Source organism: Roseibium aggregatum IAM 12614 (genome assembly GCF_000168975.1).
Lineage (GTDB): Bacteria > Pseudomonadota > Alphaproteobacteria > Rhizobiales > Stappiaceae > Roseibium > Roseibium aggregatum.
In genome coordinates this window covers 127,399-150,642 of the sequence record NZ_AAUW01000003.1, presented here as the reverse complement: position 1 = coordinate 150,642, position 23,244 = coordinate 127,399, and the positions used below count along the sequence as shown (strand labels likewise).

At 59.2% G+C, this 23,244-nt stretch carries 23 protein-coding genes; 10 read left to right on the top strand and 13 right to left on the bottom strand.

The window, feature by feature from the left end; genetic code table 11:
• Nucleotides 1–178 precede the first annotated feature (178 nt).
• Both SIAM614_RS05205 and chrA read left to right on the top strand, forming a co-directional pair.
• A complete protein-coding gene (locus tag SIAM614_RS05205; RefSeq protein WP_006932642.1) occupies nt 179–997 on the top strand; it encodes a chromate resistance protein ChrB domain-containing protein in 819 nt (272 codons plus the stop codon).
• A 4-nt stretch (nt 998–1,001) separates the two neighbouring features.
• Nucleotides 1,002–2,330 (top strand): chromate efflux transporter, encoded by a 1,329-nt coding sequence (chrA, locus tag SIAM614_RS05200; protein WP_006932641.1) that lies wholly within the window; start codon nt 1,002–1,004, stop codon nt 2,328–2,330.
• Nucleotides 2,331–2,448: 118 nt separating this feature from the next.
• Here the strand turns inward: chrA and SIAM614_RS05195 are convergent, their stop codons facing one another.
• From SIAM614_RS05195 to SIAM614_RS05165, 7 genes are all read right to left on the bottom strand, one after another.
• Nucleotides 2,449–3,078 (bottom strand): lysophospholipid acyltransferase family protein, encoded by a 630-nt coding sequence (locus SIAM614_RS05195; protein WP_006932640.1) that lies wholly within the window; start codon nt 3,076–3,078, stop codon nt 2,449–2,451.
• Between the two features lie 255 nt (nt 3,079–3,333).
• Nucleotides 3,334–4,260, bottom strand: a complete 927-nt coding sequence (locus tag SIAM614_RS05190) for a phosphatidate cytidylyltransferase (protein WP_006932638.1) — start codon at nt 4,258–4,260, stop codon at nt 3,334–3,336.
• Entirely contained in the window at nt 4,257–4,868 is a 612-nt protein-coding gene (locus SIAM614_RS05185) for a CDP-alcohol phosphatidyltransferase family protein (RefSeq protein ID WP_006932636.1), read from the bottom strand. The genes SIAM614_RS05190 and SIAM614_RS05185 overlap by 4 nt, the downstream gene beginning before the upstream one ends.
• Before the next feature lie 143 nt (nt 4,869–5,011).
• Complete coding sequence (locus tag SIAM614_RS05180; RefSeq protein WP_006932634.1) at nt 5,012–5,812, bottom strand: HpcH/HpaI aldolase/citrate lyase family protein; 801 nt, start codon at nt 5,810–5,812, stop codon at nt 5,012–5,014.
• Complete coding sequence (locus SIAM614_RS05175) at nt 5,806–6,642, bottom strand: FAS1-like dehydratase domain-containing protein (RefSeq protein WP_040439305.1); 837 nt, start codon at nt 6,640–6,642, stop codon at nt 5,806–5,808. The genes SIAM614_RS05180 and SIAM614_RS05175 overlap by 7 nt, the downstream gene beginning before the upstream one ends.
• A 2-nt stretch (nt 6,643–6,644) precedes the next feature.
• On the bottom strand, nt 6,645–7,742 hold the full coding sequence (locus tag SIAM614_RS05170; protein WP_006932632.1) for a CaiB/BaiF CoA transferase family protein: 1,098 nt from the start codon (nt 7,740–7,742) through the stop codon (nt 6,645–6,647).
• Nucleotides 7,742–8,902: an acyl-CoA dehydrogenase family protein gene (locus SIAM614_RS05165; RefSeq protein WP_006932631.1), complete on the bottom strand. Its 1,161-nt coding sequence runs from the start codon at nt 8,900–8,902 to the stop codon at nt 7,742–7,744. The genes SIAM614_RS05170 and SIAM614_RS05165 overlap by 1 nt, the downstream gene beginning before the upstream one ends.
• A 113-nt stretch (nt 8,903–9,015) precedes the next feature.
• Between SIAM614_RS05165 and SIAM614_RS05160 the strand changes: the two genes are divergently transcribed.
• The gene (locus SIAM614_RS05160; RefSeq protein WP_006932629.1) at nt 9,016–9,939 is read left to right on the top strand and encodes a LysR family transcriptional regulator; all 924 of its coding nucleotides are present in this window, start codon (nt 9,016–9,018) and stop codon (nt 9,937–9,939) included.
• Nucleotides 9,940–10,169: 230 nt separating this feature from the next.
• The gene (locus SIAM614_RS05155) at nt 10,170–10,895 is read left to right on the top strand and encodes a S1 family peptidase (protein WP_006932627.1); all 726 of its coding nucleotides are present in this window, start codon (nt 10,170–10,172) and stop codon (nt 10,893–10,895) included.
• A 16-nt stretch (nt 10,896–10,911) separates the two neighbouring features.
• Here SIAM614_RS05155 and SIAM614_RS05150 read toward each other — a convergent pair whose 3' ends face one another.
• Nucleotides 10,912–11,616 carry a DUF1287 domain-containing protein gene (locus tag SIAM614_RS05150; protein ID WP_006932625.1) on the bottom strand — a complete coding sequence of 235 codons (705 nt, stop codon included), beginning with the start codon at nt 11,614–11,616 and terminating at the stop codon, nt 10,912–10,914.
• A 254-nt stretch (nt 11,617–11,870) separates the two neighbouring features.
• Here SIAM614_RS05150 and SIAM614_RS05145 point away from each other — a divergent pair, with 254 nt between their 5' ends.
• Nucleotides 11,871–13,340 carry a sensor domain-containing diguanylate cyclase gene (locus SIAM614_RS05145; RefSeq protein WP_006932621.1) on the top strand — a complete coding sequence of 490 codons (1,470 nt, stop codon included), beginning with the start codon at nt 11,871–11,873 and terminating at the stop codon, nt 13,338–13,340.
• Nucleotides 13,341–13,424: 84 nt separating this feature from the next.
• Here the strand turns inward: SIAM614_RS05145 and SIAM614_RS05140 are convergent, their stop codons facing one another.
• The 4 genes from SIAM614_RS05140 to SIAM614_RS05125 form a co-directional block, all read right to left on the bottom strand.
• Nucleotides 13,425–13,904: a YHS domain-containing (seleno)protein gene (locus SIAM614_RS05140; protein WP_006932616.1), complete on the bottom strand. Its 480-nt coding sequence runs from the start codon at nt 13,902–13,904 to the stop codon at nt 13,425–13,427.
• A gap of 52 nt (nt 13,905–13,956) precedes the next feature.
• The gene (locus tag SIAM614_RS05135) at nt 13,957–14,814 is read right to left on the bottom strand and encodes a cysteine hydrolase (RefSeq protein ID WP_006932615.1); all 858 of its coding nucleotides are present in this window, start codon (nt 14,812–14,814) and stop codon (nt 13,957–13,959) included.
• 183 nt (nt 14,815–14,997) lie between these two features.
• Nucleotides 14,998–15,885 (bottom strand): sensor histidine kinase, encoded by an 888-nt coding sequence (locus SIAM614_RS05130; protein ID WP_006932614.1) that lies wholly within the window; start codon nt 15,883–15,885, stop codon nt 14,998–15,000.
• 266 nt (nt 15,886–16,151) lie between these two features.
• Nucleotides 16,152–17,162, bottom strand: coding sequence for an AraC family transcriptional regulator (locus SIAM614_RS05125; protein WP_006932613.1), 1,011 nt, complete (start codon nt 17,160–17,162; stop codon nt 16,152–16,154).
• A gap of 332 nt (nt 17,163–17,494) precedes the next feature.
• Between SIAM614_RS05125 and SIAM614_RS05120 the strand changes: the two genes are divergently transcribed.
• Nucleotides 17,495–18,064, top strand: a complete 570-nt coding sequence (locus SIAM614_RS05120) for a TetR/AcrR family transcriptional regulator (RefSeq protein WP_006932612.1) — start codon at nt 17,495–17,497, stop codon at nt 18,062–18,064.
• A gap of 90 nt (nt 18,065–18,154) precedes the next feature.
• On the opposite strand, the gene SIAM614_RS05115 is transcribed toward SIAM614_RS05120, so the two are convergent.
• Nucleotides 18,155–18,718, bottom strand: coding sequence for a hypothetical protein (locus tag SIAM614_RS05115; protein ID WP_157139684.1), 564 nt, complete (start codon nt 18,716–18,718; stop codon nt 18,155–18,157).
• 473 nt (nt 18,719–19,191) lie between these two features.
• Between SIAM614_RS05115 and SIAM614_RS32405 the strand changes: the two genes are divergently transcribed.
• The 4 genes from SIAM614_RS32405 (at nt 19,192) to SIAM614_RS05095 (ending at nt 22,859) form a co-directional block, all read left to right on the top strand.
• Nucleotides 19,192–19,620: an amidohydrolase family protein gene (locus SIAM614_RS32405; protein WP_006932609.1), complete on the top strand. Its 429-nt coding sequence runs from the start codon at nt 19,192–19,194 to the stop codon at nt 19,618–19,620.
• A 53-nt stretch (nt 19,621–19,673) separates the two neighbouring features.
• Nucleotides 19,674–20,210: a dihydrofolate reductase family protein gene (locus tag SIAM614_RS05105; protein ID WP_040439303.1), complete on the top strand. Its 537-nt coding sequence runs from the start codon at nt 19,674–19,676 to the stop codon at nt 20,208–20,210.
• On the top strand, nt 20,207–20,770 hold the full coding sequence (locus SIAM614_RS05100; RefSeq protein WP_006932604.1) for a TetR/AcrR family transcriptional regulator: 564 nt from the start codon (nt 20,207–20,209) through the stop codon (nt 20,768–20,770). Before SIAM614_RS05105 ends, SIAM614_RS05100 begins: the two co-directional genes overlap by 4 nt.
• A 337-nt stretch (nt 20,771–21,107) precedes the next feature.
• Nucleotides 21,108–22,859 carry a hypothetical protein gene (locus SIAM614_RS05095; protein ID WP_006932596.1) on the top strand — a complete coding sequence of 584 codons (1,752 nt, stop codon included), beginning with the start codon at nt 21,108–21,110 and terminating at the stop codon, nt 22,857–22,859.
• Nucleotides 22,860–23,244: the final 385 nt, after the last annotated feature.

Below are 23,244 nucleotides of genomic sequence, written 5' to 3'. Positions count from 1 at the left end.
CGTTATCTCGCAGTCGACAGGGTGTCGGGTTCAAAGACGGGAAGTGCCTGTTGCAGCGCTGTCTACTTGACAGCATTCCACCGATTTGGCACCTAATAAGCATGGGGCGAGCGAATACCCCGTGAGGCGTCAGCTAAAGTTTCGCGTCCATTGATCCCCAGAAACGGGAGGACGCACAATGCCGTCTCCGAATACCATCACCATTTCTCAACTTCAGAGACTTGTAGGGCTGCCGGACTGTCCGGTCATAGTCGATGTGCGCCTCGATGAGGACTTTGACGAAGATCCGTATTTCATTCCCTCAGCGTTCCGTCATCCCTTCACGGAAATAGATACACTGGCGGCAAGACTTGCCGGACGGAAAGTGATTGCCGTCTGCTGGAAGGGATTGAAGCTCAGCGAAGGCGCTGCAGCCATTTTGCGCGCTGCCGGTGTCAAGGCTGAAACGCTGGAAGGCGGCACGACAGCCTGGCGGGAGGCAGGGTTGCCGCGCGTACCTGCTGCCAGCATTCCGAAAAGGAATGCTCAGAAACAGACAGTCTGGGTCACGCGGCATCGGCCTAAAATCGACCGGATTGCCTGTCCGTGGCTGATACGCCGCTTTGTCGATCCCACTGCCAGGTTTCTCTATGTCACGCCTTCGGCGGTCGAAGGGGTTGCGGAGCGTTTCGGTGCAACGCCCTTTGATGTCGAAGGTGCGTTCTGGAGCCATCGCGACGATGCATGCAGCTTCGATACGATGGTGGAGGAATTCGGGCTTGTCAGTGATCCCTTAAACCGGCTTGCGGCGATTGTGCGTGGGGCGGATACAAACCGGCACGACCTTGCTCCGGAAGCTGCCGGCTTGCTTGCAGCCTCGCTCGGCCTGTCACGAATGTTCAAGGACGACTTGAAGCAACTGGACGCCGGCATGGGACTTTACGATGCCTATTACCGTTGGGCCCGCGATGCGGTAGAGGAAGGTCATGACTGGCCATCTGCCAGCAGTAAGGGCTGATCCGATGACCGCACATCACACTCCCGCGCCGGAAATGTCCGGTGCTGCGTCGCTGCCGCAAGGCGAGAACACCTCCTGGCGGCGGCTGACCTCCGTCTTTGGCGGTATCGGTCTCTTGTCCTTCGGTGGTCCGGCCGCCCAGATTGCGCTCATGCACCGCAAGCTGGTGGATGAGACCGGCTGGCTTTCGGAAAAAAGCTACGTCAATGCACTCGGGTTCTGCATGTTGCTGCCGGGGCCGGAAGCCATGCAGCTTGCTACCTATTGCGGCTGGAAACTGCGCGGGGTTGCCGGTGGGCTGCTGGCAGGCCTTCTTTTTGTCGTGCCCGGGGCACTTGCGATATTTGCCCTTGCTGCGGTCTATGGAACCTTCGGCAACGTGCCGCTGGTCAGCCAGCTCTTTCTGGGCATCAAGGCCGCCGTTCTGATCGTGGTTCTGGAGGCGCTGCTGCGCCTCTCCAAACGTGCGCTCACCATCAGGCGGCAATGGGTCATTGCAGCTCTCGCCTTTGTCGGGATTTTCTTCCTGTCCTTGCCATTCCCGCTGATCGTTCTGGCCGCCGGGCTTTATGGAGCAGCGTTCGGAGGGGCGCAGATGGCAAGCCAGGCGGAGTCTGGCGTTGCGGTTGGCAGACCGTTTGCGAAAACGCTTCGAACGGTGTGCCTCTGGCTGTTCATCTGGATCGCGCCGCTGGTGCTGCTGGATCTGGCAGGCGGTGTGCCCTTGCTGGCCGATATCGGTTGGTTCTTTTCCAAGCTCGCAGTCGTCACCTTTGGCGGCGCTTATGCGGTGCTTGCCTATATGGCCCAGGATGTGGTCGCCATTCACGGCTGGCTGAATGCCGGGGAGATGATGGACGGGCTCGGTCTTGCGGAAACGACGCCGGGGCCGCTCATTCTGGTGACCCAGTTCGTCGGCTTTCTGGCTGCCTTTCACGAGGGAGGTCTCTTGCTTGGCCTGGCTGGGGGGCTGGTCGCGCTCTGGGTGACCTTTGCGCCCTGTTTTCTCTGGATCTTTGCCGGCGCGCCTTACATCGAATGGATCTCGGCGCAACCAAGGCTCAAGTCGGCCTTGTCGGCCATTGTTGCGGCCGTGGTCGGGGTGGTGCTCAACCTGTCGGTCTGGTTCGCGTTGCATGTCTTCTTCGAGGAGGTCACGGCCTCCAAGTGGGGTGTCGTGACACTCTGGATCCCGGATCTTGCCAGTCTCGACTGGCGTGTGCCGGTGCTGGCGGCACTGTGCGGCCTGTTGCTGCTGCGCCTTCACGTCGGTCTGATCTGGGTGCTGCTCACGGCGGCGCTCGGCGGTGTGCTGTTGTCGCAGGTGGGCTAGGGTGTGGATCCATAAACGAAGAGGACAGGCGGTGAAGCCATCTTCATGTCCTTCGGATTTGACCGGAATGGTCCGCCTCAAACCATTTCATCTTCATTTATAGGTCCCCATCCTGGCGCTATTCCCAGGGCGCGAAGGTCTTTTCGGTCGAGAGCGCGTTAAAGCGCTCCTTCAGCTCGATCATAAAATGAGTCCGGTCTCCGTCCCAGGTGACTGGCTCTCCAACAAAAATATCGCAGAAGAACGGCACAAGCAGGAACGACCCTTTCGGCAAGGCCTTGCCGAGGCCGTGGGTGAAGACGGGCACTACCGGTGCATCCGGAAACCGTTCTGCAAGAAAGGAGACGCCTTTCTTGAGATCGGTCATCTGCTCAGGTTCGCCCCGCGATCCTTCCGGAAACAGGATCAGGACCTTGCCCTGGCGCAGCACCTCGTAGCAGCCTTCCAGCGGATCGTTAGTCCTATCCTTGCTGCCACGCTCTACCGGGATGATGCCAAGGACATGTTCCGACAGCCAGGCCTTGAGCGGCGAGGAGAAGAAATAGTCGGCGGCGGCAACCGGCTTGATGTCCTTCAGCTTCGACAGCGGCATCAGGGCCATCAGCACCATCGTATCCAGATGGCTGTTGTGATTGGCAACGATGATGGCCGGACCGTTTGCCGGCAGCAGTTCCTTGCGGCGCACGTTCAGCCCGAGCAGGAACAGGACGGCGATCTTGACGAAGATGTAGAAGATCTTCTGGAGCATCAATGGAGGTTCCCGGTCTTGGTCTTTCCAAAAACGCCAAGGCCCTTTTCCGTCATCCCGGCCAAGCGTAGCGCGAGCCGGGATCGGGGAGCCGCCGGACTCAGCGAATTGAACGAAAATAGTCTCGACGCTTTGGCTCGCCGGCCCCGGATCTCCGCTTCGCTGCGTCCGGGGTGACGATGGCAGGGAGAGTGACTGCGGTGACGAAGAGGCGGCTGTGTGCGCAGCGTGAAAGCAGTCATCCTGACATCCCCTTCAGTAATAGAAATAACGGGTGAAGTGGAAGAACAGCGGTGCGGTGTAGGTCAGACTATCGATGCGGTCGAGTATGCCACCATGGCCGGGGATCAGGCTGCCGGTGTCCTTGACGCCGAGATCACGCTTCAGGGCTGACACGGTGACATCACCGACAAAACCGGCCACCGGGATCAGCAGGCCTGCGGCGGCGGCGTGGATCATGTCAAAGGGTGTCACCAGCGGGGCGGTCAGAAGCGCCAGCACGAAGGTTGTCGCGACGCCGCCGACAAAGCCTTCCCAGGTCTTGTTGGGGCTGACGCCCGGGATGATCTTGTGCCGCCCGAACAGCTTGCCCCAGGTGTATTGGGTAACGTCGTTGAACTGGGTCAGGAACAGGAGGAACAGCAGCAGGCCCGGCCCACCAGTGCTGTTGGTCTCCGTTGCCGGCAGGATCAGGAGGAACGCCGCATTGCTGATGGAGAACACGCACAGCATCAGGCCCCAGTTGAGGGTGCCGACAGCGCGCAGGAATCCTACGGTCTGCTGGGTCAGCAGGCTGACAAAGGGCAGGAACAGGAACATGTAGACAGGGATGAACACGGCAAACATGCCGTAGTAATTGTCATAGACCCAGAAATACTGGACAGGGATCGACAGATACGCCCAGAACAGCACCCGCCTGTCGGCTCGGCGGGTGGGGATCATCGAGAAATATTCCTTCAGCGCCAGGAAGCTGATGAGGGCAAACACGATGATCGAGACCGTGTTGCTGACAAGAAACGAGACGGTGAAGATCGCCACCATCACCCACCAGCTTACGGTGCGCTGAACCAACTCGCTCATGTTCTTGGCGGAGCGTTTCGAAATCACGAAGACTATGAAGCTGGCAAGGCACAGCACGCCCCAGATGCCGATCAGGGCCCAATGGATGGTCAGGAGGTTCATGCGGATTGTTTCTCCCTGATCGCTGCTCTTGCACGGTTGAAGACAGTCACGGCCGACAGCACAAGTCCGGCGCCGAAGAGGATCTGGTAAAAGAGGGGGGCGGTCAGCCCAAAGGCGATCAGAAACCCGCAGAGACCGAAAAGGGCCGCCCGGTCGCTCTTGCCGAAGGGGCCGTCGTAGCGGCGGCTCGCGCCGATCTGAACCGCGATCACGCCAGTCATCTCACCGATGATGGCCAGCACCACCAGGCCGACGACAATTGGTCCATCTACAAAAGGAAGGAGTGCGAAGGGCAGGTAGAGCGCGGCATCGGACAGGACGTCACCCAATTCGTTGAGCACCGCACCCAGGTCGGATTTCTGATCGTGCTCGCGCGCCAGCATCCCGTCGATGGCGTTGAGGCCCATGCGAATGAAGAGAACCAGCGGCAGCAGGATCAAGGGCAGGAAAGCGCCGGGAAAGGCCCACAACAACAGGCCTTCGCCAACCGAAAGCCCGAGAGCAGCCAGCGTCACCTGATTGGCGGTCACCCCGTTTGCCGCAAGCGATCTGCATAAAGGGCGAAGCAGGTCCTGAAAGCGGGATTTCAGTTGGTAAATCGTTGGCATTGCGTGGACTTTCCCGTCTGTTTCCGGGAAAGATATAGGGACACGCCCGCAGACGCACGCCAGAATTTCAGTGGCCTGCTGTCAGTTGCTGACACGGCTTTGCCAAGGCAGACGGTTCAGCTTCCTCGTTTCCTTCGGCTGGCTCAGGCATTGCTCTCCTCAGCGGAGGCGAGGATTGTCCGGGCACGGATGCGAACGGGCTCGTCAACCATTGCGCCGTCGACAGTGGCCGCACCATCTCCGGAGGCGAGAACACGCCGGGCCCACGCGATTTCGTCTTGGCTCGGGGCGAAGGCGTGTTTGATCTCGGCTATCTGTTTCGGGTGGATGCAGAGTTTGCCGGTCATGCCGAGATCCCGTGCATGGGAGGCGTCTTCAAATGTCTGCACAGGGTTGTCGAGTTGGGCCGTGACGCCGTCGATCGGGGCTGCGATGCCGGCAAGTCGGGAGGCCAGTACCAGTTCGGAGCGCACCGGCAGCAGCACGTCTTTCAAGTGCGCGCAGCCGAGATCGGCACAATAATCGATGGAGCCGAAGGCCAGTCGAACCACCCCATCAGCGTTTGCAAGGCTCCGCGCGTTGGCAAGCCCCCGGGCGCTTTCAATGAGCGCGATGACCGGGACAGTGCCACCGAGGGAAGCGAGGAGGATGGAAATTTCTCCGGGGTCTTCCGCTTTCGGCAGCATGACGGCGCTGGGCATCAACTGGCGAACAGCAATGACATCTTCCGGGTGCCAGGACGATCCTGCCGCGTTGATGCGGACGATGACCGGTTTGTCGGTGAAGCCGGTCGTGAGATTGCCACGGGCAATGTCCTTTTCGGACACGGGGACCGCGTCTTCCAGGTCCAGGATGATCGCGTCGGCTTCTGTGGCGGCGGCCTTTGCGAACCTGTCCGGCCGATTTGCCGGCACGAACAGCGGTGTCCTGACTGCCGTCACCATGCCACAGTTGCCTCCATGGCAACCGGGCCGCCAAGCTGCGCGGTCCAGAGCTTCATGGTGTCGCCTTCGGCTTGCGCATTCACCGTGAAATCCGCAGTATCGAATATGGCCGAGAGACTGCGGAACCGGAAGGTCTTCGGCGCGCGCCCTTTGAGATCAGCTGCGAACTGGCACAGCAGCGTCGCCTGCAAGGGGCCATGAACAATAAGGCCGGGATAGCCTTCGACATCGCGGACATAGTCCTTGTCGTAGTGAATGCGGTGGCCGTTGAAGGTCATGGCCGAATAACGGAAGAGGTAGACAGCCGACGGCGTAATCTGTGCCGCGTGCGCGCCGGCCGGTGCAGGTTCCGGAGGTGCTTTCGCCGTGGCGAGGCTCTCAGCCTCGCGGTAGACGATGTCCTGACGCTCGCTCAGGACGGGACGGCCATTTGACGTGACCTCGTGATCGACTGCGACGAAACAGAGCGTGCCCGTGCGCCCCTGTTTCAGGACCACGTCCCTGACGGTCGAGACCCGTCTGACTTCTTCGCCAATCCGAATGTCGCCGTGGAAGGTAAAGGCGCCGCCTGCCCACATGCGCCGGGGCAGGGGCACGGGCGGCAGAAACTCGCCCCGGGCGGCATGACCGTCCAGGCCGAGAGTAGCTGTCGGAGCGGTCGGCTGGGCGAGACAGAAATGGATCAGCAGCGGCGCGAGATCGCCGGGGTTTTCGCCTGATGTCCGGTCAAAGGTCGCGTTGAACTGGCGCACCAGCATCGGGCTCAAGACCTCCGAGGCGCTGTCCTCGTGCCCGATCCAGCTCCGCAGATGGTCGATGTCGAATTCCATGGTCACACCTCCAGGGGCTTGAGGGCGGGGACCGGGCCATAGCTGCGCGGTTCGCCCGAAAAGATGGCGGCAGGGGCAGGGAAGGAGACCGGGCCGTTCGGGCTGTCCACGGTGATCCGCCGTAAATGAGGATGGTTCGAAAGGCTCTCCATGTCATTGACCGAGGCCAGGGCGATGTTGGCATCCGTCAGCAGCCTGATGGCTGTTTCGGCGTCAACTTTCGCAAAGGCTTCGGCAACCACGGCGTCCGTTTCGCTGCGGTTTTTGACCCGTGCCAAGTTGGTTGCGAACCGGGGATCGGTGCCAAGTTCGGGTTTTTTCATGAAGCTGCTGCAAAGGGTTCGCCATTCCCGGTCGCTCTGAATGGAGATCAGGATTGCGGGGCCTTCCTTTGGCTGGAAGACGCCGTAAGGGGCAATCGACGGATGGGCGAGGCCAACCCGCTGCGGGCTTTTTCCGCCTTCATGGTTGAGGAGGGGTACTGTCAGCCAGTCGGCCAGAACATCGAACATGGAAACGGAGATCTGCGCGCCCTTGCCGGTGATGCCACGCTGGATGAGGGCTTCCAGAATGGCAGTATAGGCTGTTGCCCCGGTGGCGATGTCGACGAGGGAAATGCCGACACGCGCCGGTTCGTTCGGCCCGCCGGTGATCGAGCAAAGGCCGGTTTCGGCCTGGATCAGCAGATCATAGGCCTTGCGGTCTGCCATCGGCCCGGTTTCGCCGAAGCCGCTTATGGAACAGGTGATGAGCCGCGGATAGTCCACCACCAACCTGTCTGGATCAAAACCAAGGCGGGCCAGTGCGCCGGGCTTGAGGTTCTGGATCAGAACGTCGGCATCTGCGATCAGGCTCGCCAGCTTTTGCCTGCCCGTGACGGAGGCAAGATCCAGCGTGAGGCTGTCCTTGCCGCGGTTCAGCCAGACGAAATAGCTCGACTGGCCCTGGGCGACATCGTCATAACCCCGGGCAAAGTCGCCTTCCGGCCTTTCGATCTTGGTGACTTTCGCGCCGGCATCGGCCAGCCGGGAGCTTGCGTAGGGGGCGGCGACCGCCTGTTCGATGGCGACGACCTTCACTCCCGCCAGCGGCAGACCCATCAGAACGACCTCGGCAGGCCAAGCACATGCTCGGCGACATAAGACAGGATGAGATTGGTGGAGATCGGCGCCACCTGGTAGAGCCGCGTCTCGCGAAACTTGCGCTCGACGTCATATTCGCACGCAAAGCCGAAACCGCCATGGAACTGGATGCAGGCATTGGCCGCTTCCCAGCTTGCCTTTGCAGCCAGATATTTGGCCATGTTTGCCTCCGCGCCACAGGGAGCGCCGGCATCGAACAGGCTGCAGGCCTTGTAACGCATCAGATTGGCCGCCTCGACCTCGATAAAGGCTTCGGCTATGGGGAACTGAACACCCTGGTTCTGGCCAATCGGACGGCCGAAAACTTCCCGTTCACGCACATAGTCGATCACCTTGTCGGTGAACCAGTACCCGTCGCCGATGCATTCGGCCGCAATCAACGTGCGCTCGGCGTTGAGGCCGGTGAGGATGTATTTGAAACCCTTGCCTTCCTCGCCGATGAGGTTTTCTTCCGGGATTTCCAGATTGTCGAAGAACAGCTCGTTGGTTTCATGGTTGACCATGTTCAGGATCGGGCGAACCTCCATGCCCGATTTCATGGCCTGCCTGATATCGACCAGGAAGATCGACAGGCCTTCCGATTTCTTTTGCACCTCGGCAAGCGGCGTCGTGCGCGCCAGGAGGATCATCAGGTCGGAATGCTGCACACGGCTGATCCAGACCTTCTGGCCGTTGACCACATAACGGTCGCCCTTCTTCACGGCGGTGGTCTTGATCCTGGTGGTGTCCGTGCCGGTGGTCGGTTCGGTCACGCCCATGGACTGCAACCGCAATTCGCCGCTGGCGATCTTCGGCAGATATGTCCGCCGCTGTTCCTCCGAGCCGTGCCGCACGAGGGTGTTCATGTTGTACATCTGGCCGTGACATGCACCGGAATTGCCGCCCGCACGGTTGATTTCCTCCATGATGACCGAGGCTTCGGTCAACCCGAGTCCGGACCCGCCGTATTCTTCCGGGATCAGGGCCGCCATCCAGCCTTCGCGCGTCAGAGCGTCGACAAATTCTTCCGGGTAGGTTCGAGCCTCATCGATCTTACGGTGATATTCAGCAGGAAACTGGGCACAAAGCGCACGGATACCGTCGCGAATATCCTGGTAGCTGTCGGATTGGCTGGTCATGTCGGCTTTTCGTCTGGGGTGTCTGGTGACCGCAGTTAAACCGTTGAAGTGATATCGAACAAATATATGTTTTGGATGGATCTCATATAATTTTTATATGCTAGTTTGACCTCATGGATATTCGCCAACTCCGCTACTTTCAGGAAATCGTCGCGCAGGGCTCGCTGACACGGGCTGCCGAAAGCCTGCACGTGGCGCAGCCGGCCCTGTCGTTGCACCTGAAGAACATGGAAGAGCAACTGGGCACGAGGCTGCTGACGCGCAGCCGCTCCGGTGTCACGCCGACGGAGGCTGGTGACCTGCTGCTGCAAAGGGCGCGGACGATCCTTGAGGATCTGGCGCGCACGGAAGACGATATCCGCAATCTGGAAGCCGATCCGTCCGGCGTCGTGCGCATAGGCCTTCCAGGCACGATCAGCGCCACGGTGTCCCTGCCGCTGATCCTGGCAGCGCGTGAACGCTTTCCGCGGATCACGCTCAACATCAGAGAGGCCATGAGCGGTTTCGTTGGCGATTGGCTGAGCGAAGGCAAGGTCGACCTTGCCGTGCTCTACAGCCGCTCAAAGGATAAGCGCATCCTTTCGGAATTGCTGCTGGAAGAAGAGCTTGTTGTGCTATGGCCAGGCGAGGCCGGGTGCCTGCCCGTCATGAGCCTTGGCGATCTGGAAAAGGTGCCGATGGTTCTGCCCAGCGGCGCACATGGGCTCAGGGTGTTGATCGACAGTGAGTTCCAGGCGCTGGGCTTCGCGCCCGAAATCGCGATGGAAATCGACTCCTTCAACAACATCAAACGTCTGGTCGCTGCCGGGTTCGGCCCGTCGATCCTGCCGCTTTATGCCGTGACAGAGGAAGTGGCGGCCGGTACGCTTTGTGTCAGCCGTATCGCGGCACCAGGTCTTTGGCGGGGGGCGCACCTGATGTCGCCCGGCGGGCGGCCGGTGACACGGGCCGTTGAAGCCGTGCACACCGTGCTGCGCGACGTCATACTGGATCTGCGCGACAGCGGCGCCTGGGCTGCCTCACGGCCGCCGCAGTAGCCTCCGCCATTGCACAGACGAAGGCGCACTTTTTCAGCCTGCAAACTGGGCAGACCCCAGAAGAGACAGGCTCTGCAGCAACTCCCTGAGCTTTTCCGATTTGGGCGCACAACTTGCGCGGAACAAACCACGCGGCTCTATTGTTTACCCGGGACTGCCCTATGGTGGTTTGACAAGCAGTCTGTCGATCCGCGGCAGGGCTTTCCTCTTTTCAAGAGATCCTACTGACGATGATCGACGCTCTCCTTTTGACCTCCCCCCGCATTTCCACATTTGACGACCAGACCTATCTGACAAATGCCAGCAGCTTCTTTTTCGAGCGTGACGGGCGCCTGTTTCTAGTCACCAGCCGGCATGTCATGGTGGATGAGGCCAGCGGGCACCACCCGTCCCGGATCGAAATCGAGCTGCACAACGATCCTGAGAACCTTGCCAAGTCCATCGGCTTTTCGATCCCGCTTTTCCGGGACGGCAAGAGCCTCTGGCGCCAGGGAGGAGATACGGCGGGCGATATCGATGTCGCCGTGATCGAGATCAACCGGTCAGCCTTGCCTGAAAAGATCCTCTACCGGGCCTTTGGACCGGAACACCTCAGCGCCCCTGAAGACCATGTGGAGATCGGGTCATCCATTCTGGTTGTCGGTTTTCCGCTCGGATTTCATGACACGCTGCATCACATGCCGGTGGTCCGTCATGCGATCGTGGCCTCGTCCTTCGGCTTTCGCTTTCAGGGCATGGGTTATTTTCTGACCGATGGCCGCACGCACCGCGGCACGAGTGGGGCACCGGTGGTCATGCGCGACGGCGAGGGGGCGCCTGGCGAATTGACGTGGAAATTGCTCGGCGTTCACTCGGCGCGCCTTGACGTCGGCACCCGTGACCTCGTGCTGGACGAAGCGCTGGGCCTCAACTGCGCCTGGTATGCCGATATTCTGATGACCTTGACCGAAAGTTAAAGAGGACCCGGCACCGTCAGGCTGCCTTGTACCTGTAGTGGCCGGTGATCTGAAAATCAAAGAGCCTGTCTTCAAGCTGAGTACCCGCGCCGATGTTGTGAACCAGCATGGGCCTCTGGCCGTCACGGGAAGCACGGTGGCTGACGATGGCGATATGCGGCAGGTTGCCGGGCAGCATCTGGGAGACGATGTCGCCGGGCTGGTAGTCCTTGGCAATTTCCGTAACAGGAAGCGCCGCGCCCTGCCGCCTGAAGAAGGCCTGCAGATTGGGCACGCGCCGGTGGTCGATGTTCCTGTCCGGCTGCTTGAGGCCCCAGATTTTGGGATAAGCTGAAAAATTCGACCTCATGTCCGCATTGACCGCCGCCTGGAGATCATAGCCAAAGGCGTCGCGGTAGGCCCTGACAACGACGTCGGTGCACACGCCACGTTCACGCGGAAGGTCGCCATTGGGAAATGGCAGCGAGATGTAGGCCGGGTCGTAGATCACCGTGACGCCGATCTGGCTTTCTGCCGCCGCGATCAGGTGTTCGGCCCATGCATCGGGCTTGGCGAAACCATTCTCCCCTGGTTCGGGCGGGGGCGGTGAGGAAGGTCCGGCAAGCGCCGTACCAACCAGCTTCAGACCGGTTTCAAGCCGGTAGAGAGGCGTGGTGTAAGCCGCGTAAGCGCCGCCTGACGCCAGTAATCCGGCCCCTATCAGGAATGTACGCCGCTTCATGTGAGACCTCCGAACAACATGAAGAGGGCATAACCACGGAGTAGGACGGGAATACGGCAGTTCGACAGTTGTTTTGATTTCCTTAAGGGAATGCCGAGGCGGATGTCGTTGCGGAAATTGATCAATTGCGAATTTTTTGTTGTCCAAAATTTAACATGTGAACGTTTAACTGCAGAAAAAGGCGGTAAATGTTGACGACACTTTGGAGAAGACTGTTCGCATCGGCGCTCTTTGTCTGCTTGTCTTGGCTAGTCATGCCCGCTCAGGCTGAAGAGGCCGCCTTGTCCTATGAGCAGTTTTTCCTGCGCCACAGCGCAACAATGATGCTCATCGATCCCGAAACCGGCGACATTCTCGATGCCAACAACGCAGCGGCACGGTTCTACGGGTTCGACCGGGACACCCTGCGCAGCATGTCCATTCAGGATATCAATCAGCTGACCCCCGAACAGGTTGAAGCCGAGCGCCAGCTTGCCAGGAGCGAGCACCGCAATTTCTTCATCTTCCGCCACAAGCTGGCGAATGGTTCCATCCGGAGTGTGGAAGTTCATTCGACGCCGGTCGACTATGACGGCAGGAAGGCCCTGCTTTCCGTGGTGCACGACATCTCGGCCGACCGCGAGCGGCAGGAGGAACTCTGGCACTACAAGAACCGCCTTGAAGAGATGGTCGACAGCAAGAGCGCGGAACTCTCCTCTGTCTATCACGCCCGTAACCAGTGGATGCTCGGGGTGGTCGGCACGCTCGGACTGTCGTTTGTCGTCGTCTGTTTCCTGCTGCTTGAGCGGCATACCGCACACAAGCGGCTGCAGTCCTCGGAGCAGCGTTTGCGGGAGATCATCTTCGGAACCAACGTGGGGACCTGGGAGCGCAACGTTCAGACCGAAGAGGCGATCTACAACGAACGCTGGGCTGAAATCGTCGGCTATACGCTGGCAGAGCTGCAACCTGTCAGTACGGAAACCTGGCGGAAGCTGACCCACCCGGAAGACGTAGAAAAATCGGAGCAGATCCTGGCTGAAGTGCTCTCCGGCGTGCGGGAATCCTATGACAATGAAATCCGCATGCACCACAAGGAAGGCAGGTGGGTCTGGGTGCTCGACAGGGGGCGTGTGGTCGAATGGACCAAGGACGGCAAGCCCTTGCGCATGTCGGGAACACACACAGACATCACACGCCTGAAAAAGACGGAAGAGGCCGTCCGGCGCCTGGCGATGACGGATCATCTGACCGGGCTTTCGAACAGGGCGCATTTCAGCCAGAGCCTTGCGGAGAGTATTGCCATTGCGGACCGGGAAAACCGCAAGTTCGCGCTGATGATGCTGGATCTGGACACCTTCAAACCGGTCAACGACCGCCACGGGCATCCAGTGGGAGACGCACTGCTGCAGGTTGTTGCCTCCACCATCAAGCGCTGCACGCGCGACGGGGATGTGGTGACACGGATCGGCGGTGATGAGTTTGCGGTGATTATCAGCGACTACGCCCAGGAAAAGGACGTTCTGGCCTGCGCTGAGCGCATTTACCGGGAAGTCTCCAGGCCGATGGACATCAAGGGCAACCAGATCAACATCGGCATCAGCATCGGCGTTTCCTTCTATCCCGATGATGCGGATGACGCCAAGTCACTGATCACACATGCCGACCAGGCCATGTATGAAGCCAAGAAGAGCGGCGTGAACGTTCTGACATATGAAGCTTTCAGGCTGCGCGCTGCGAGCTAGCCGGTGCGCTGTCGATCTCGGACTTGCTTCCACGCAGAACGAGCCCCGGTGAGGGGCTCGTTCTTTCGGCGGGGCAAGGTATGATCAGAGATCGCTGATCGCGGTCTCGCGGATTTCCGGCCATTTGGCGTAGGCGCCGGCGAGAACCTCGTCCTTCTGCTGCAGGTACTTGTCGAAGATGACGGCATTGACGAAGAGGTACAGTTTGCCGTCGACGATATCGGCAAATCGGACGTCACCGTCGAGTTTCTTGCCGACATAGATGCCGAAGGCGCAGAAGCCGCCGAACTGCGGCAGGAAGCTTTCCGGCGCAGCGTCGAACTGTTCCTTGGTTTCGGCCGTGGCGAAGTAATAATCGACGCCGTCATGGCTGGAGGTGTAGACGGCATCGCCCGCGCCCGGTGCGTTGCCTGCGAACATCGACACCGGGTCGATGCCGTGCATGCCGAGCGGGTTGCCGTTGAGCGTCAGGCCGTTGGCGACGTTGTATTCATCTGCGGCAAGGGCGGCGGTGGACAGAACAAGGGCTGCGGCCAGGGCCGGAAGGGCAAATTTGAGTTTCATCGGTTTGATCCAGTCTTGGGTTGGGTAAGTCGGTCTGGAGGAGAGTTGCCGGTCAGGCGGAACGGGCGATGCGTTCGACCGCGTCGTCGGTCCACCAGACGCCATTGGCGACCATGCGGAAATTGATGATGGCGGCGAGATAACCGTCGCCTTCCGGCACCTTGGCGCCTGCGGTCGCATCGCGAACCACCGCCACTTCGAAGCCGAGTTCCAGCAGTTCATAAAGATGGGCCTGCGTGCACAGGTTTGCGGACATGCCGGCCAGGATCACCTTGTCGATGCCGCGCTTGCGCAGCTGCAGGTTCAAGTCGTTCTGCGCCGGGCTGTAGACCTTGTGCGGCGAGCAGATGACGGTTTCGCCGTCCTCGATGTATTTCTTGTACTGCGGCATCCAGTCGGCGCCGGAACCTTCGAAGTTTTCCAGGGAAAGCGGGCCCGGGCGATCGAACATGCCGATGGAATGCATGGTCTTTTCCAGGGTGCCCTCGAACTGCCATTTGTGGTCGTGCGGATAGTAGTAGTGGGGCGAGATGAACACCGGCATCGATGCGGCCTTCGCCGCCTTGAACAGGCGTTCGATGTTGTCGACCGTGCCTTGCTCGGTGACGCTTTCGCCAACGACACCCCAGGTGACGCCATCTTCGGACAGGAAGTCGATCTGCGGATCGGTGACGACGAGCGCGGTGCGTCCGGCAGCAATCTCCATGTCGATCTGCGGCAGGCCCGGTTTTTCCGGATCGGCATAAAGGGCGCGGGCTTCTTCGGTTGCAGCGGTTGCCGAGCCAGTGGCCATGGCGACGGCTCCTGCCGTTGCCGCACCCGCAGCACCTGCAAGCAGGCGGCGGCGGGCGTGGTCGACCGTTTCCGGCGTTGCGCAGCAGCCGCAGGCCTTGTCATCTTCGTTGTGCATGTGAAGTCTCCTTTGCTTGGGTTGGACGGTGCGTTTCGTTGAAACGCTGTCTGGTCCGTTGCCGGTCACCTATTTGCCCGAAGGCATACCTTTCCCGTTCCCGGCAAAGGTGCCGGGTCGGCGTTGGGCTTGGGCCACGTTCCATGGGGGGCGGCACCGGTGCGCAGGTGCCGGAAGCTGAGGTTAGAGTGCGGCGAGGTCCTGCGCCTTGCCGGCACGCTCAGGAACCTTGCGGCGGATCGAGGCCGGTTTCGTGTCATTGGCGGGCAAGGCCGGCAGGCGCACTGTCAGAACAGCGCCGGTATCCTTGCCGCCACCGCTGTTCCGGGCGGAAATCCTGCCGCCATGGCGTTCGGCAATCAGCCGGGCGATCCAAAGCCCAAGGCCGGAAGAAGGGCCGGGGCGGGCGGCTTTTGCGGATAATTGAGTAAAGGGGCGGAACGCCCGGGCAAGATCGGCGGCGGTAAAGCCCTGTCCCTGGTCGCTGATGCGCACAGTGACATTGCCGTCTTCGTCATGGGCGACAGTGCAAAGAACAGTCCCGTTCTCAGGGCTGTGGCGCACGGCGTTGCCGATGAGATTGTCGAATGCCTCGAACAACAGTTCCGCATCGCCGCAGATCAGGCATGGCGAAAGTGGTTCAATCTCCAGGTTGACCGCATGACGTCGGGCAAGGGGCTGGTTGACGGTGGCAGCCAGCGACAGGACCTGAGCCAGATCGACTGGGCGCAGCACGCAGGACAGCGGATCGCGGCCTTCCCTGCCGCGTCTGACCAGGGCGCTGAGGCTGGCCGTCAGATGTTCGAGAATGCGGTCGGCCTTCGCCGCGTTTTCGGCAATGGCGGGCTGGCCTTCCCACATGGCGTATTGGGCGATGTCCTCAATCAGCAGCGAGAGGTTTGCCAGCGGTCCTCGCAGATCGTGGGCGACGATGGAAAGCGTCCTGCCGTAGGCGTTGCTGTCGGTTGCAACACCGGCGCTCGTGGCGGGCAGGTTTCGTGCTGCCGCGCGCGGCGACGTTGCAAATTCATGGCTGGCCGGACTGCGGGCCGTGATCTGTTCGATAATCATGAGGCGCTCCTTGTCTCAAAAGCCCTGGAGCGCTGTGGGACAATGCCCGGAATATCCGCTCCGTCGTTCGATGACCCTTGAATACGCGGGAGAAGCCTTGCGGTATCGGCCCGGCCTGCCACTGTTTTGGCCTTACCTGCCAAGCCCGGTGAAACCAGCCAAAAGCAGGCAAACACGCCAAACCCGGCCAGGTTTGGCCGGGTCTTTCCGTGTTCTGCAGGAGAGGGATTTAACGGGGCATGCGAGGCTGGTGGCAGCCGGTGGCATCAGGCGATGGCGGCCTGCTGGCGGAATTGCGCCGGCGGCTGGCCGACCCAGCGCTTGAAGGCGCGGGTAAAGGTGCTCTGTTCGGAAAAACCGGTCAGAAAGGCGATTTCGGCAATGGAACAACTGCTGCCGGCGAGCAGTTCACGGGCCAGTTTCGTCTGCGCTTCGCGCAGCATGTCGCGATAGGTCAGCCCTTCTTCCGCCAGGCGGCGATAGAGCGTGCGTTCGCTCATGCCGAGATCACGGGCGATGGCAGCTGCCGAAGGCACGCCGCTGCTGAGGGTTTTCGACAGGCGGTTCAGAAGATCGCGCGTCAAGGCACTGCCGGCCGGCAGCGCGTCGATTTCCGTTTCGAGGTGATCCGTCAGGAAGGTGCAGACGCCCTGATCGCCAAGGCGGTTCGGCAGGTCCAGCATCGGCCGGGGCATCACAATGGCGTCCTGCGCTGCGCCGAAGCGGACCGGGCAGCCGAAGAATGCCTCGTAGCGCTCTGCCTCGCCCCGGCAGGGATGGCGAAAGGTGACCGCCTCAATCTGCAGGCACGGGCCGATCTGGGAGGCCAGATTGTGGGCAAAGCCTGCAAGGGCACATTCGTTGCGAAGATGCAGGATCGGCTGGGGCGAAGTCTGCCCGGCAATGGAGAAGACGGCAAGCGGTCCATCTTCCTCAAGGCAATAGACGGCCGTGTCGGTTACCAGCCGGAAGTAGCGCTCGATCAGCTGCAGCGTGTTGCGAAGGGTTGGTGCTGTTTTCAGGGCAAGACCCAGAACACCGAGATCGTCTGCCTTGATCTTCTGTGCATAGGCAAACACCAGCCCGGCTTCGTCCGGGTACCAGCTGCGGATCCAGTCGAGCAACTCGAAATGGGCCGTGTCCGGTATCCGGCCGTCCTCGGTGTGCACCACGTAGCGTACGGTGCCATCAGATGCGAGCAGCTTGCCGTCGGTTGTCATGGTCAGGCCGGCGGTGGCGGCCATGGTGTGTGCGAAGGAGGCAATTACACTGGGCATCTTCAGCCCCCTTGTGCTGCGGGATGCACCAAGGCAAAATTTGAACCCCGCACCGTTGAAAAGCGCGCGCTGGCGCCAGGTCCGGTGGTGGCTTCCCCGCAGGCGCAATAGGTTTGGTGTTCGAGATGAATGCCGGTTCCGGCAAGGGCGTGTACCGCGATCTCATTTCCGGACATGACCACTCCCTCCCTTAATCCAAATCGTGACGTTAAGGAATTTATACAGACAGGTCTGTCTATCTGTCAATATCCTGTGATAGCCTAGTGTGAGGATGGACGGGAAGGGGGCGAATAAGATAGGAAAATAGACAAACCTGTCTGTATAGGGAGATAATGGTGCAATCACGCCGAGACGAACTCGTGGATACGGCCCTCAGGCTGTTCTACACCCGCGGGTTCAATGCGACCGGAATAGACAAGATCCTCGCCGAAGCGGGGGTGGCCAAGATGACGCTCTACAAGCACTTCCGCTCGAAGGAGGAGCTTATCCTGGCCGCGCTCAACCGCCGGGACGAGCAGTTCCGCAACTGGCTGATGAGCGAAATGGAAAAAGCCTCACCTCACCCGAGGGAGCGGCTTCTGGCCATGTTCGACGCGCTGGAGGAGTGGTTCAATGGCCGCGCCTTCAAGGGGCTCGGCTTCAACGGCTGCGCCTTCATCAACGCGGCGAGTGAATTCGGCGACCATCAGCATCCGATCCACCGCACCGCGGCCGAGCACAAGCAGAGGATCGTCGATTATCTGGAACCGCTTTGCCGGCAGGCGGGCGCGGAAGATCCCGCGGCACTTGCCGAGCAACTCGCCCTTTTGAAGGAAGGCGCCATCGCCACCGCCCAGGTGCGCGGCATGCCGGCGGCCTCCAGAACCGCGAAGGCCATTGCCGAAACACTGATCCCCGCCTGACCGCAGACGATCGGCGGGCCGGTCCAGAACCCAGCCGCTCCGGCAAGCGAGGGGGCTACAGTAGAAATTGCATCGGCACCCCAGGCTCGGTCAGATGCGGAAGGCGATGCCGGTCTGCTGTTCGGCCAGTTTGCTGAAATGCAGTTTCAACAGCTTGTGGTCATCCTCGGTTGACGTCTGAAAGCTGCGCCGCTCGGTGTCCTTGACGATCAGGAAGGCGGCGGCCCAGATGCCGATCAGGAAGCCGGTGTCGTCGCGCAGCTCCAGCCGGTGGCCGATCAGGTCGCTGCCGTCCAGCCCCACCGCATCCTTGCTGCCGCAGACCTCCAGGCAGATCAGCCCGTTCTCATAGAACCGCCAGGAAATCTTGTGCAGGACACAGTCCTTGATGGTCTGGTCCGATGTCCAGACGAACTCCTTCCAGGTAACCGGCTCTTTCTCCGGACCGATCTCGCCGGTGTTGTGGATGTCGGACGGCATCTGCCGGTGGGTGGAAAAATCGAGTGTCGCGGAAGGGCGTGACAGCGGAATCCAGGCTGTGCCCGTATCCCCGGTCACCGCCTTCTGCAACGCCACAAACCGCTCCCTGGCCTCATCACTGACACCAAGCTTCCCCAAAAGGGGCTTTGCAAAAACCGAAGCAAGCTGAATCACGACCGCCTCCCGTGGTGGGCGTTACCGGATCATCCCGTTTACCGGGACGAAAGGCAGGGTACAGGGGAGACGGGGGTGTGACGAGGGGGACCGCAATGGGGACGAGAGGGAACTGACGGGTTACTTGCTCCGATTGGGTTTAGCTGACATTCACCTGCTGAGGCGGCGCCGCGATGCAACTCGTCGAAGCAGCCATTTTCTGCATCTGGGAAGACGGTTATCAACCAGACGCCGGCACTGCGGATTTTTTTGACATTAGATTTTGAAGTGAATGCGTGTTTGCGACAGGCGACATCAGGTAAAACCTTGCCAGTTGAAGATCAAAGATGACTCACTCGCGCTTATTTCCTGGTAACACTGCATTTGTCTTGCTCCGGCTCATCCGCATGCAACGCTTTCGATCTTGGAGCGTATTGACGTAACGGGAGCGGAGAGTGTTTTGAACATTAATCGGATTTTGTTGTGCTGTTTTCTTGGCGCACTCTGTATCTGCTTTCGCACAGGATGCGCCGCAACAAACCCTGATCACGAATGTTCATATTTTTGACGGTGAGAACGAACAGCGCATTGAGAATGCCAATGTCCTGATCGAAGGCAACCTGATCAAGTCGGTTTCCACCGATGCGATTGAAGCTGATGGTGCTACCCTTATTGACGGTGGCGGACGCGCCCTGATGCCGGGTCTGATTGATGCTCACTGGCATGTCAACGTTTCAGCGATCACAAACGCCGAACTCGTTGGGACGGATTTTGCGTGGATCACTCTCAAATCAGGCCTTGGTTCAGCGGACACCGGACGCCAGCAACGCGGACATTGCTACCGTCCCCTTTGGGTGATGAGCCGCCTCGGTAGCGACGAATACTCAGCCTCGAATAGCGCCCTGGATCAGCGCTGGTCTTGACACGACCGATACATACAATCATTTATTATACGATGTATAATTATGGGTGTAAAATGATCACTGGACATGTTTTTATCGCTACCAGTTTGGACGGCTTCATCGCCCGGAGCGACGGGGATATTGCTTGGCTGCTGGAGCGAGATGATCCCAGCGAAGATCATGGCTACGATGCCTTCATTGCAGACATTGACGTCATTCTGATGGGCCGTGGAACATTCGAGAAAATGCACACTGTGAGGCCTTGGCCATACCATCGTCCGGTTGTTGTCCTGTCTTCGACCCTGACCCGGAGTGATCTGTCGGAAGATCTGCTCGACAAGGTCCGGGTCGCCAACCTCTCGCCCGAAGAGGCGATGCGCATGCTGCAGATCGAGGGACACAGGAAGGTCTATATCGATGGAGGACTCCTCATCCAGTCCTTCCTGAGGGCGGGTTTGATTGCCGACATGGTGATTACGAGTGTGCCGGTGCTACTCGGGGAGGGACGCCGATTGTTCGGCAGCGTTGCTGCAGACATCTCGCTGCGCCTCGAGCAGACGAAGAGTTTTCCCTCCGGGCTTGTCCAGGCCCGTTACCGGATCGAAGCATGAAGCGGCCCCGGGGACGTCCGCTCCGGGAAGACGCACCTGTCTCGCGCAAAGACATGCTCGGAGCCGCCTTTGACCTTCTGGATCACAAGGGAGTCGGTGCCTTCACCATGAGGGCGCTGGCGGAGCGCCTCGACATCAACCCTATGACGATCCATCATCACTTCGGGGGACGCGATGGCTTGATCGGCGCAATGTCGGAATACGCCTATGAGCGGGTTTCGGTGCGGGATGACGGCACGGCGATTGAGCGGATACGCGAGCTCCTGAATGCCTACCATGCGCAGGTTCTCCGCTACCCGGGTCTGACGATGCTCATCTTCAGCCAGCCGAATGTCTTTCCAAAGCAGGCAGAGAGGATCACCAACGAAATCTCGACGCTTCTGACCGAAGCCGGCCTGCCCGATCACAGGAGGCGGCTCTGGCTCGAAATACTCGTAGACTTCACCCATGGCGCTGCCTTGGCCACTGCAATGAATGGTCGAATTGGGACCAGTGAACCTGTCGAAGATCACGGGTTTACCTTAGCCCTGAACGAACTCTTGACGGGCCTGAACGGATAGTGGGCACTTCGGTTGGCAAGGGCTCAAAACAACCTGCGACAGCGCAACGCTGATTTTAGTGACTAGGTTCGACATAGTGTCGTTTGCGGCCCGTTGCGGACATCCGCGCTATCTGCGGCGAAAGGCGGCAAGGAGCCCTTTTGAGACCTTGGGGCCGTTCCTTTCATCGCCACATTTGCCCCGAAGAGGTCGCGCTTGTATCCCCAATTTGGTTCTATCGCCTTTGTGCAGAGACTGGGAGAATGAAATTTGCGGCTGACATAATCGATATCATCACGGTCTAGTGTCAGACTGTTGAGAACTCCAGTGAACTGTCCAACTATTTTGAGGCAACCCCATGTCGATCGACAACGTAAAGGCCCAAACAGCGCGCTTTCTCGAATCAGAAACGGCCGAGGTGTTGTGTATCCGCGGCAATTGGGGGACTGGCAAAACCTACAGTTGGAATGAGGCCCTCAAAGAGGCTGTCGCCAATAGGAGGATTGGGCGAGACAAGTACGCTTATGTGTCCCTCTTTGGCGTAAACAGCCTCGCCGACCTCAAGCAAGAGATTATCCATCAGACCATCGACGTGGATCAAGTTGGGAAGTCGTTCGACTTTCAGGACGTGGAATCCTATGTCAAAGGCGCATTCCCTGGCATTCTGAAGCTGGGCGGCTTGGCTGGAAAATTCCTCGGTGAAAATTATACCAGTGCGGGGGTTGCGGTCATGTATATGCTCGTCAGAAACCGCCTCATTTGCATCGACGATCTGGAACGCAAGGGCAGAGACCTTCGAAGTGGCGACGTCCTTGGACTGGTGTCCCAGCTTCGGGAAGACCGGAACTGCAAGGTGGTTATCCTGTTGAACGACGAGCGTCTGGATGGTGAAGATAGAGCCATGTTCGGGGGCTATCTGGAGAAGGTCGTGGATATCAACCTACGCTTTAGGCCAACTGCGATGGATTGCGCAGATATCGCGCTAAAGGCGTTTGATGGAACCAATGAAATTAAACAGTTGGTAAGTGAACGGACTACGAAGCTCGGGATCGACAACGTTCGCGTTATCCGCAAACTGTATTCCTTCGTGCAGCAAATCCAGCCTCTTTTGACGCATTACAAACCCGGCGTATTCATAAGCGTAGCGCACACAATTGTGTTGATGGGATGGTGTCACCTCCAGCCGGAAATCGCGCCAAGCAAGGAATTTCTCCTTCGTCATAAAGGAATGTTTACGGGCTATTCGTTGAATAATCCGGAAGAAGATGAACTCATCCCGCAGGAGCAGGAGTGGCTCAAGCTAATTGCCGATTATGGATACCACGCTACCGATGAGTTTGATGTCGCATTACTTAAAGGGATCGAAGACGGCTACTTCACCAAGGAAATCATCGATAAACATGCGACCGAATTAAACCAAAGGGTTGAACAAGGTTTTGCCGCAGATCAAATTAACAAAGCATGGCGGGAGTTCTACGACTCCTTCGATGATGATCTGAACGAGAAGCTAAAGGGCTTTGAAAGCTGCATTGCAGAGAGTGCGAAATTTTACTCTCTTAGTGACGTGATTTCAGTTGTGAACTTGTTTCGTGATTTGGATCGAGGGCCCGACGGCGACACACTTCTGGACGTTTATCTTGAGGCACGGCGCGGGGAACGCGATGCCTATGATCTCATTGATATAGAGGTGTTTGGGCGTCGTCTTGATGATGACATCAAAGAAAAACTGTTGGCATTGGAAGAGCAAGAGAAACGATCGATGTCAGTTGAAGAACTGTTCCTAATGCTCGCACACGACGGCCACAATAAAGATATCACTGAGCGATTGGCCGCACTTCCAGTTGAGGAGTACATCCGAGTGCTCAAACACCACAAGGGCAGTGAATTCAAGGTGATGCGTAGCGCCTTGACCCAGTACAATAGTCTTTCAAACCCCGATATCTATAACATCGAAATTATGCGAAAAACTAATGATGCACTCCAGCAAATAGCGGAGGAGAACCTTGTCAATAAGGTTAGGGTGAGCCGCTGGGGTATAGCTGAGCGCCTCGCAAAAATACCACCGGAGGAGCCTCAACCGACTGCTGCCACGGAAAGCCCAACAGCATAAACTCCAAGCTACAAGAGAGCCAGCTTACCACCCTAAACGGCGGAGGCTTGCCATCTTTCTAAGGTCCCAAAAAGTCCGCATTGCCGCCATTGGTTTCTGGCGCAGCGAATTCACACTTCCCGCCCACAATGGACTCATGGTCGTTTCGCCTTCAATGGCAGCTTCTATAACCAAGCCGAGAACCTGTGAACGTCCTCTCTAGAGACGTAAAGCTGCCCCGTCTGCCTCCTCAAACGGCAAAACGCATCCAGAAACCAGGCGGTCGCCGACCTGCCGGGATAACCCGCAGGATTGATGTAAATCCACACTCAACAGCCGCGTTCAGCCAGCTCCCGAAGGATCTGTGGCAGGGCGACGCTGGTTTCGTCGCCGACGACGCGGGGAT

Excerpts from the sequence above, each read along its gene's own strand:
- SIAM614_RS05120 (WP_006932612.1), top strand. The coding sequence starts at position 17,495 with ATGGTGCAATCACGCCGAGACGAACTCGTGGATACGGCCCTCAGGCTG.
- SIAM614_RS05185 (WP_006932636.1), bottom strand. The coding sequence starts at position 4,868 with ATGCCAACGATTTACCAACTGAAATCCCGCTTTCAGGACCTGCTTCGC.
- SIAM614_RS05135 (WP_006932615.1), bottom strand. The coding sequence starts at position 14,814 with ATGCACAACGAAGATGACAAGGCCTGCGGCTGCTGCGCAACGCCGGAA.
- SIAM614_RS05145 (WP_006932621.1), top strand. The coding sequence starts at position 11,871 with ATGCCCGCTCAGGCTGAAGAGGCCGCCTTGTCCTATGAGCAGTTTTTC.
- SIAM614_RS05180 (WP_006932634.1), bottom strand. The coding sequence starts at position 5,812 with ATGGTGACGGCAGTCAGGACACCGCTGTTCGTGCCGGCAAATCGGCCG.
- SIAM614_RS05165 (WP_006932631.1), bottom strand. The coding sequence starts at position 8,902 with ATGACCAGCCAATCCGACAGCTACCAGGATATTCGCGACGGTATCCGT.
- SIAM614_RS05195 (WP_006932640.1), bottom strand. The coding sequence starts at position 3,078 with ATGCTCCAGAAGATCTTCTACATCTTCGTCAAGATCGCCGTCCTGTTC.
- SIAM614_RS05095 (WP_006932596.1), top strand. The coding sequence starts at position 21,108 with ATGTCGATCGACAACGTAAAGGCCCAAACAGCGCGCTTTCTCGAATCA.
- SIAM614_RS05155 (WP_006932627.1), top strand. The coding sequence starts at position 10,170 with ATGATCGACGCTCTCCTTTTGACCTCCCCCCGCATTTCCACATTTGAC.
- SIAM614_RS05100 (WP_006932604.1), top strand. The coding sequence starts at position 20,207 with ATGAAGCGGCCCCGGGGACGTCCGCTCCGGGAAGACGCACCTGTCTCG.
- SIAM614_RS05105 (WP_040439303.1), top strand. The coding sequence starts at position 19,674 with ATGATCACTGGACATGTTTTTATCGCTACCAGTTTGGACGGCTTCATC.
- SIAM614_RS05150 (WP_006932625.1), bottom strand. The coding sequence starts at position 11,616 with ATGAAGCGGCGTACATTCCTGATAGGGGCCGGATTACTGGCGTCAGGC.
- SIAM614_RS05175 (WP_040439305.1), bottom strand. The coding sequence starts at position 6,642 with ATGGAATTCGACATCGACCATCTGCGGAGCTGGATCGGGCACGAGGAC.
- SIAM614_RS05130 (WP_006932614.1), bottom strand. The coding sequence starts at position 15,885 with ATGATTATCGAACAGATCACGGCCCGCAGTCCGGCCAGCCATGAATTT.
- SIAM614_RS05190 (WP_006932638.1), bottom strand. The coding sequence starts at position 4,260 with ATGAACCTCCTGACCATCCATTGGGCCCTGATCGGCATCTGGGGCGTG.
- chrA (WP_006932641.1), top strand. The coding sequence starts at position 1,002 with ATGACCGCACATCACACTCCCGCGCCGGAAATGTCCGGTGCTGCGTCG.
- SIAM614_RS05125 (WP_006932613.1), bottom strand. The coding sequence starts at position 17,162 with ATGCCCAGTGTAATTGCCTCCTTCGCACACACCATGGCCGCCACCGCC.
- SIAM614_RS05205 (WP_006932642.1), top strand. The coding sequence starts at position 179 with ATGCCGTCTCCGAATACCATCACCATTTCTCAACTTCAGAGACTTGTA.
- SIAM614_RS05140 (WP_006932616.1), bottom strand. The coding sequence starts at position 13,904 with ATGAAACTCAAATTTGCCCTTCCGGCCCTGGCCGCAGCCCTTGTTCTG.
- SIAM614_RS05160 (WP_006932629.1), top strand. The coding sequence starts at position 9,016 with ATGGATATTCGCCAACTCCGCTACTTTCAGGAAATCGTCGCGCAGGGC.
- SIAM614_RS05170 (WP_006932632.1), bottom strand. The coding sequence starts at position 7,742 with ATGGGTCTGCCGCTGGCGGGAGTGAAGGTCGTCGCCATCGAACAGGCG.